The organism is Stenotrophomonas sp. 05L44_2 (assembly GCF_056665995.1).
The window spans coordinates 1-4,183 of record NZ_JBFTNR010000366.1 but is presented as its reverse complement, the minus strand read 5'-3'; the positions used below and the strand labels follow the sequence as shown (position 1 = coordinate 4,183).

The 4,183-nt window shown below is 66.9% G+C and carries 3 protein-coding genes and 1 pseudogene; all 4 read left to right on the top strand.

Going from position 1 to position 4,183, the window contains the following annotated elements:
* A pseudogene (locus AC1VAN_RS13555) lies at nucleotides 1–124 on the top strand (TRAP transporter small permease); the annotation flags it as partial.
* A gap of 3 nt (nucleotides 125–127) precedes the next feature.
* Nucleotides 128–1,411 (top strand): TRAP transporter large permease, encoded by a 1,284-nt coding sequence (locus tag AC1VAN_RS13550; RefSeq protein ID WP_025875489.1) that lies wholly within the window; start codon nucleotides 128–130, stop codon nucleotides 1,409–1,411.
* A 17-nt stretch (nucleotides 1,412–1,428) separates the two neighbouring features.
* Complete coding sequence (locus AC1VAN_RS13545; RefSeq protein WP_478013549.1) at nucleotides 1,429–3,018, top strand: family 43 glycosylhydrolase; 1,590 nt, start codon at nucleotides 1,429–1,431, stop codon at nucleotides 3,016–3,018.
* A 38-nt stretch (nucleotides 3,019–3,056) separates the two neighbouring features.
* On the top strand, nucleotides 3,057–4,115 hold the full coding sequence (locus AC1VAN_RS13540; protein WP_025875485.1) for a LacI family DNA-binding transcriptional regulator: 1,059 nt from the start codon (nucleotides 3,057–3,059) through the stop codon (nucleotides 4,113–4,115).
* Nucleotides 4,116–4,183: the final 68 nt, after the last annotated feature.

The following is a 4,183-nucleotide window of genomic DNA, read 5'->3' as shown; positions in this document are numbered from 1 at the left end:
GAGCATCAACTACCTGCCGCTGGCCGTGGGCGGTGCGCTGATGCTGTTGTTCGCGCTGAACCGTGCGTGGAAAGCGCTGCATGCCGCGGCAGCCGACGCCGACGACGCTGAAGGAGATCGTTGATCCATGGGCATCACCATCCTGTTCTCTGTTTTTGCCGCGCTGCTGCTGTTGGGCGTGCCGGTGGCCTACGCGCTGGCCGCCGCTGCGCTGGCCACCCTGCTCTACCTGGACATTCCCAGCATCGTGCTGGTCCAGCAGATCTCCGCAGGTACCGGTTCGGCCTCGCTGATTGCCATTCCACTGTTCATCTTCGCTGGCGAGATCATGATGCGCGGCGGCATCTCCGAACGCCTGATCGCCCTGGCATCATCGCTGGTCGGGCGCATGCGCGGCGGCCTGGGCCAGGTCTCGATCCTGTCCTCGCTGTTCTTCGGCGGTGTATCCGGCTCGGCCATCGCCGATGTGTCGGCGGTGGGCGGCACGATGATTCCGCAGATGGTCAAGCGTGGCTACGACCGCGATTTCGCAGTCAACGTCAGCATCACCGCTGCGCTGGTGGCGCTGCTGGTGCCGCCGTCGCACAACCTGATCCTGTTCTCGGCCGCCGCCGGTGGTGGCCTGTCGATCGCTGACCTGTTCGCCGCCGGCATCGTGCCGGCGCTGCTGATGACCCTGGCGTTGATGATCACCGGCTACGTGGTCGCGCGTCGCCGTGGTTATGGCGTGGAAGTGTTCCCGGGCTGGCGCGCGGTGCTGTTGCGCATCGTCTCCGCCCTGCCCGGCCTGGGTCTGGTGGCGCTGATCTTCGTGGGTATCCGCGCCGGCATCTTCACTGCGGTGGAAAGCGCGGCCATCGCCGTGGTCTACGCCCTGCTGGTCACCACCGTGCTGTACCGGCAGCTGCGCTGGCGTGAGTTCTTCGACACCGTCATCCATGCCGCGCGCAGCACCGGCGTGATCCTGTTCGTGATCGCCACCGCGGCGGTGTTCGGCTGGTTGCTGGCCTACCTGCAGGTGCCTGCGGCGGCGGTGGACTTCCTGCAGTCGTTCGCGCACAGCCAGTTCATGGTGCTGCTGATGATCGTGGTGATGCTGCTGCTGCTGGGCACCTTCATGGACCTGGCACCGATGATCCTGATCTGCACGCCGATCTTCCTGCCGGTGGCCAAGGCCTATGGCATCGATCCGATCCACTTCGGCCTGGTGCTGGTGCTGACCGGTGGCCTCGGCCTGGTCACGCCGCCGGTGGGCTCGGTGCTGTTCATCGGTACCGCCATCGGCAAGATCAGCGTCGGCCAGAGCATGCGCACGATCTGGCCGTTCTGGTTCGCCGCGCTGGGCGTGCTGCTGATCGTCACCTTCTTCCCGTCGCTGTCGCTGTGGCTGCCCGCCGCGCTGCGCGCCTGATGAGCGGAGGCAATCACATGACACCGACGCTGCACCGCGCTGCTGCAACCGCCCTGCTTGGCCTGCTGCTGGCCGCGCTGCCTGCCCTGGCTGCAGATCCCGCGCCCGCGCAGTGGAAGCGCGGCATCGAGCACCAGCGCCAGGGCGACCTTGGCAACGGTACCTTCCTCAACCCGGTGCTGGCCGGTGACAGGCCCGATCCGTCGGTGCTGAAGGACGGCGAGGATTACTACCTCACCCTGTCTTCGTTCGACGCCTACCCCGGCCTGCCGATCTGGCACTCGCGCGACCTGGTCAACTGGCAGCCGCTCGGCCATGCGATCACGCAGAACGTAGGCGCGATCTGGGCGCCGGACATCGTCAAGCACCAGGGCCGCTACTTCATCTACTTCCCGGCGCGCACCGGTGAGCGCCGCAGCAACTTCGTGGTCTGGGCCGATGACATCAAGGGCCCGTGGAGTGCGCCGATCGACATCGGCCTGGGCGGCTACATCGACCCCGGCCACGCGGTTGGCGAGGACGGCAAGCGCTACCTGTTCCTCAGCGGCGGCGACTACGTGCAGCTGGCCGATGACGGCCTGAGCGTGGTGGGTACGCCCAAGCATGTGTACGACGGCTGGCGCTACCCGGAAAGCTGGGACGTGGAGGCCTACGCGCAGGAAGGCCCGAAGATCCACTTCCGCGATGGCTGGTACTACATGACCACTGCAGTGGGCGGCACCGCCGGCCCGCCGACCGGGCACATGGTGATCACCGCGCGCTCGCGCTCGATCCACGGCCCGTGGGTGAACGCGCCGAACAACCCGATCATGCGCACCCGGTCGGCCGCTGAACCGTGGTGGTCGCGTGGCCACGCCACGGTGATCGAAGGCACCGACGGCCGCTGGTGGATGATGTACCACGGCTACGAGAACGGCTTCTGGACGCTGGGCCGGCAGGCGCTGCTGGAACCCATCGAATGGACCGCCGATGGCTGGTTCGTGGCCAAGGGCGGCGATCTCGGGCAGCCGCTGCGCAAGCCATCGGGCAGCGCGCTGGCACCGCACGGCATGGCCCTGTCCGATGCTTTCACCGGCCGTGCGCTGGGCCCGCAGTGGGCGTTCTTCAACCCGGCGCTGGATGAAGAACGGCGCCTGCGCTTCAGCGGCGACGGCCTGGTGCTGCAGGGCAAGGGCAGCACGCCGCGCGATGCCTCGCCGCTGACGACCATTGCCGGGGATCCGGCCTACCAGTTCGAGGTGCAGATGGAGATCGCCCCCGGCGCGGTGGGCGGTGCCCTGCTGTTCTACAGCGACCGCCTGTATGTGGGCGTGGGCAGCAACGGCGAGCAGTTCGTCATGCACCGCTACGGCGAGGAGCGCCCCACCCGGCTGGCGGCCAGCGCCAAGGGCGGCCGGCTCTGGCTGCGGGTGACCAACAACCGCCACATCGTCACCATCCATTCCAGCGCCGATGGCCAGACCTGGCAGAAGTATCCGGTTCAGATGGAAGTGTCCGGTTACCATCACAATGTGGCTGGCAAGTTCCTGGCACTGAAACCGGCCCTGTATGCGGCCGGCAACGGTGCGGTAACCTTCCGCAGCTTCCGCTATCGCGCGCTGGACTGAGCGCGCGCTGGAATCCCCAGGCTTATCGGGTTCACTACATGTCAGTGCGCAACAAGAACGATGCCGCTACGCCGGCATTGGCAAAGGGCAAGGCAGCCACGATCAACGACATCGCGCGACTGTCGGGTGTATCCAAGAAAACGGTTTCAAGGATCATCAACAACTCGCCGCTGGTGCGCAAGGACACGCGCGACAAGGTGGAAGCGTTGATGCGCGAAGTCGGCTACACCCCCGACCCGCTGGCCCGTGGCCTGGCCTTCCGCCGCTCGTTCCTGATCGGCATGGTCTACGACAACCCCACCGCGCAGTACATCGTGGACATGCAGTACGGCGCGCTGGATGCGCTGCGTGGCTCCAGCTTCGAACTGGTGGTGCACCCCTGCGACAGCCGCAGCCCGGGCTACATCGACGGCGTGCGCCGCTTCGCCCAGCAGCAGAAGCTGCATGGGGTGATCCTGGTGCCACGTGCGTCCGAAGACCAGGCGCTGGCGGACATGCTGGACGAGATCGGCTGCCGCTTCACCCGCGTGGCTGCGCTGCCGCTGGATGAAACCTCGCAGATGGTGGTCACCCACGACCGCGACGGTGCCGCCGAAGCGGCCGATTACCTGCTTTCGCTGGGCCACCGTGACATCGCCCTGGTGACCGGCCCGAGTGCATACCGCTCGGCGCACGAACGCACCGCCGGCTTCATCGAGGCGCTGTCGCAGCGTGGCATCGAGCTGCCGAAGGATCGCATCATCGAGGCCGGCTACACCTTCGAATCGGGTGTGGCCGCCGCCGAGAAACTGCTGCTGGGCAAGCGCCGTCCGACGGCGATCTTCACCGGCAACGATGAAATGGCCGCCGGTATCTACAAGGTCGCGCTGCGTGCGGGCATCAACATTCCGCGCCAGCTGTCGATCGTCGGTTACGACGACAGCCCGCTGGCCTCGCGCCTGTGGCCGTCGCTGACCTCGGTGCGCCGGCATACCCGCGACACCGGCCGCACCGCTGCGGCCATGCTGATCCAGCCCGAAGGCCAGCCTGCGCTGCAGATCGCCAGCGTGCGCCCGCACCTGATCGTGCGCGATTCCTGCCAACCGCCCGAGGATTGATCCCGCAGGGATCAATCCTGTAGGTCACGACCGTTGGTCGTGACACCTTTCACGGATCAGTCCGGTAG